3 protein-coding genes and 1 pseudogene are annotated in these 3610 nt (G+C 78.1%); 1 reads left to right on the forward strand and 3 read right to left on the reverse strand.

Annotated elements, in window-relative coordinates; translation table 11 throughout:
• Nucleotides 1–203: pseudogene (locus AAHZ94_RS30650) on the forward strand (hypothetical protein); the annotation flags it as partial.
• Here the strand turns inward: AAHZ94_RS30650 and AAHZ94_RS30655 are convergent.
• The 3 genes from AAHZ94_RS30655 to AAHZ94_RS30665 form a co-directional block, all read right to left on the reverse strand.
• Entirely contained in the window at nt 109–1074 is a 966-nt protein-coding gene (locus tag AAHZ94_RS30655) for a 4-(cytidine 5'-diphospho)-2-C-methyl-D-erythritol kinase (RefSeq protein WP_349996989.1), read from the reverse strand. The pseudogene AAHZ94_RS30650 and the gene AAHZ94_RS30655 overlap by 95 nt on opposite strands.
• Before the next feature lie 354 nt (nt 1075–1428).
• Nucleotides 1429–2271 carry a 16S rRNA (adenine(1518)-N(6)/adenine(1519)-N(6))-dimethyltransferase RsmA gene (rsmA, locus tag AAHZ94_RS30660; protein ID WP_349996991.1) on the reverse strand — a complete coding sequence of 281 codons (843 nt, stop codon included), beginning with the start codon at nt 2269–2271 and terminating at the stop codon, nt 1429–1431.
• A 653-nt stretch (nt 2272–2924) separates the two neighbouring features.
• The coding region (locus AAHZ94_RS30665) for a TatD family hydrolase (RefSeq protein WP_349996990.1) at nt 2925–3610 on the reverse strand (686 nt) is incomplete at its 5' end.

Genomic DNA, 3610 nt, shown 5'->3' on the forward strand with positions numbered 1-3610 from the left:
GGGGGGGGGGGGGGGGGGGGGGGGGGGGGGGGGGGGGGGGGGGGGGGGGGGGGGGGGGGGGGGGGGGGGGGCGGGGGCGGGCGCGCGGGGGGGGGGGGGGGGCGCGGGTTACGGGGCCGCCGGGCCGGTCTCGCCGATCAGCGTGGCACCGGGGGCGGGGCCGGTGGCCACCCGGGCGGTGCGGCAGGTGCCCGAGGCGATGAGGGCCTCCGCGACCTGTTCCGCGCCGGCCGCGTCCTTGGCCAGGAAGGCGCAGGTGGGGCCGGAACCTGAGACCAGCGCTGCGAGGGCGCCGGCGGCCGTGCCGGCGTGCAGCGTGTCGGCGAGGGACGGCCGCAGCGAGAGGGCCGCCGCCTGGAGGTCGTTGCTCGAACCGTCGGGGCCGGCCGTCAGCGCCGCGGCCAGCGCGGTCACGTCGCCCGTGCGCAGCGCGTCCAGCAGGGCGGCGGACGGCTCCGGGTCGGGCACGTCGGCGGTGGTGTCGCCGGCGCCGTGCGCGGCGCGCAGCCGGTCGCACTCGCCGTAGACGGCGGGGGTGGACAGGCCGCCGTCGGCGACGGCGAAGACCCAGTGGAAGGTGCCGCCGACGGTGAGCGGGGTGAGCAGTTCGCCCCGGCCGCGGCCCAGCGCCGCCCCGCCGACCAGGCTGAACGGCACGTCGCTGCCGAGTTCGGCGCAGATCTCCAGGAGTTCGGCGCGGGAGGCGCCGGTGCCCCACAGGGCGTCGCAGGCCAGCAGCGCACCGGCGCCGTCCGCGCTGCCGCCGGCCATGCCGCCGGCCACCGGGATGTCCTTGGTGATGTGCAGGTGCACCCGGGGTTCGACGCCGTGCCTGGCGGCCAGCAGTTCGGCGGCCCTGGCGGCGAGGTTCGTACGGTCGCACGGCACCTGGTCGGCGTCCGGCCCCTCGACCGTGATCCGCAGCTCGTCGGCCGGGGCGGCCGTGACCTGGTCGTACAGGCCGACGGCGAAGAAGACGTTGGCCAGGTCGTGGAACCCGTCCGGCCGGCGGCCACCCACCGCGAGCTGGGCATTGACCTTGGCCGGGACGCGGACGGCGATGGAGTCGATCACGGGCTGTTGGCTCCTCGGTTCCGTGGCCCCCGCGCGGGCGGGCGGCGGCGATTGGTGGTGCTCGCACCCTACGGACTTCCGGTGCCGCGCGGCTGACCGGCGTCTCAGCGGAAGGTGCGGTCGCCCGCGCGCGGGCGCGGTCCCGTATGCGGGTGCGGCCCCGCGCGCCGGTGCGGTCCCGTGCGCGGGTGCGCGCGAAGCGGTCAGGTCCGTACGGGGCGGGGGGGCGCGGGGGGACCGTACGCGCGCGCGCAGGGGCGGGGCCCGGGCTCGCGCGGCCCCCGCGCGCGAGGCTCAGTCCAGGTGGGCGGCGGCGCGAGCACTCATGCCCGCGGGCCCGCACGCGCGCGGGGCTCAGCCCTGCGGTCCGTGTTCCGCGATCGCCGCGAACTCCTCCACCGTCAGCGATTCGCCGCGGGCCTGCGGCGAGACACCGGCGGCCACGAGCGCGGCCTCGGCAGCGGCGGCCGAGCCCGCCCAGCCGGCGAGCGCGGCCCGGAGCGTCTTGCGGCGCTGCGCGAAGGCCGCGTCGACCACTGCGAACACCTGCCGCCTGGTCGCCGTGGTGCGCACCGGTTCGGTCCGCCGCACCAGCGAGACCAGGCCGGAGTCGACGTTGGGCGCCGGCCAGAAGACGTTGCGCCCGATCGACCCGGCCCGCTTGACCTCCGCGTACCAGGCGGCCTTCACCGAGGGCACCCCGTACACCTTGGACCCGGGCGGCGCGGCGAGCCGGTCGGCCACCTCGGCCTGCACCATCACCAGGGTCCGCTCGATGGTCGGGAAGGTCGCGAGCATGTGCAGCAGGACGGGGACGGCGACGTTGTACGGCAGGTTGGCGACGAGCGCGCTGGGCGGCGGCCCGGGGAGCTCGGTGACCTGCATGGCGTCGGAGTGGACCAGCGCGAAGTGGTCGGCCCGGTGCGGCAGTCTGGCCGCCACGGTCGTCGGCAGCGCGCCGGCCAGCACGTCGTCGATCTCCACCGCCGTGACCCACTCGGCCGCCTCAAGCAGCGCCAGCGTCAGCGAACCGAGCCCCGGGCCGACCTCCACGACGGTGTCGTCCGGCCGCACCTCGGCGGTGCGGATGATGCGGCGCACCGTGTTGGCGTCGATCACGAAGTTCTGGCCGCGCTGCTTGGTGGGCCGCACGCCGAGCGCGGCGGCCAGCTCCCGCACGTCGGCCGGGCCGAGCAGCGCATCGGCCGTGCGGTCGTCCGCGGTGCGGTCGGCTGCGCGGTCGGCGGCGGTCGCGTGGTCGCCCGGGGCAGTGTCCGGAGCGGTGTCCGGAGCGGTGTCCGGGGTGGCTACGGCCGCCGTCTCCGCGGGTGGTGCGGCGGAGTCGGCGGGCGGCGTCGCGGGGCCGGGGGCACCGGCGCGGTCATCGGCGTCAGGGGTGGAGCTCACCGCTTGAGTTTACGGCCGCCCCACGGCCCCCACCGCGGCCCGGCACCCGAGCGGCCCCACGAAGCCCGCGTACGACGCCCGTGCCGCGCCCCGTGGACCCCGGCTCCCGGCTCCCGGCTCCCGGCTCCCGGCTCCCGGCTCCCGGCTCCCGGGGATTCTGCTCTCACGCCCCGGTCCGCCCGTCCGACAGCCACGCGCCAGCAGTGCGTACGGCACCGCCCGCGTACGCGCGCGAGGACGCGACATCGCTTGGCACCGCACGGTCGCACGGGGCGGGCCGTACGAAACCGGCGCCCAGGGCGGGCCGCACGGGGCCGTCCGACAGAGCCGCGCGCGGGCCCCGCCGCACGGGACCCGCCATACGGGAGGCCGTACCAGACGGGCCGTACGAGACGCGGCGTACGCGACGCAGCGTACGAGAGGGGGCCGCGCGGCTGACGCGCTCAGTAGGCGAAGGCGCGCGCCGTGTTGGCCGCCACCGCCGTCGCGAGGGTGTCCTCGTCGATGCCGCGCACCTCGGCCATCGCGCGCAGGGTGAGCGGGATCAGATAGGGCGCGTTCGGGCGGCCCCGGTAGGGCATCGGGGTCAGGAACGGGGCGTCCGTCTCGACCAGGATGCGATCGAGCGGGGCCACGGCGAGGGCGTCGCGCAGCGGCTGGGCGTTCTTGAAGGTGACGTTGCCGGCGAAGGACAGGTAGTAGCCGTGCCGGGCGCAGACCTCGGCCATTGCGGCGTCGCCCGAGTAGCAGTGGAAGACGACGGTCTCCGGCGCGCCCTCCTCCTGCAACACCCGCAGCACGTCGGCGTGGGCCTCCCGGTCGTGGATGACGAGCGCCTTGCCGTGCCGCTTGGCGATGTCGATGTGGCGGCGGAACGAGTACTCCTGCGCGGCCATCCCCTCCGGGCCGGTGCGGAAGTGGTCGAGGCCGGTCTCGCCGACGCCGCGCACCTGCGGGAGCGCGGCGAGCGCGTCGATCTCGGCGAGCGCCGCATCGAGGGCCGCGTCGCCGCCCCGCGCCGCCCCCCGCCCCCCCCCCGCCCCCCCCTGCCCCCCCCCCCCCCCCCCCCCCCGGCCCCGGTGCCCCACCCCAACCGGGGCCCCCGGGCCCCCGGCCCCGCCCCCCGGGG

Origin of the sequence: Streptomyces sp. HSW2009 (assembly GCF_040240285.1) — a bacterium.
Lineage (GTDB): Bacteria > Actinomycetota > Actinomycetes > Streptomycetales > Streptomycetaceae > Streptomyces.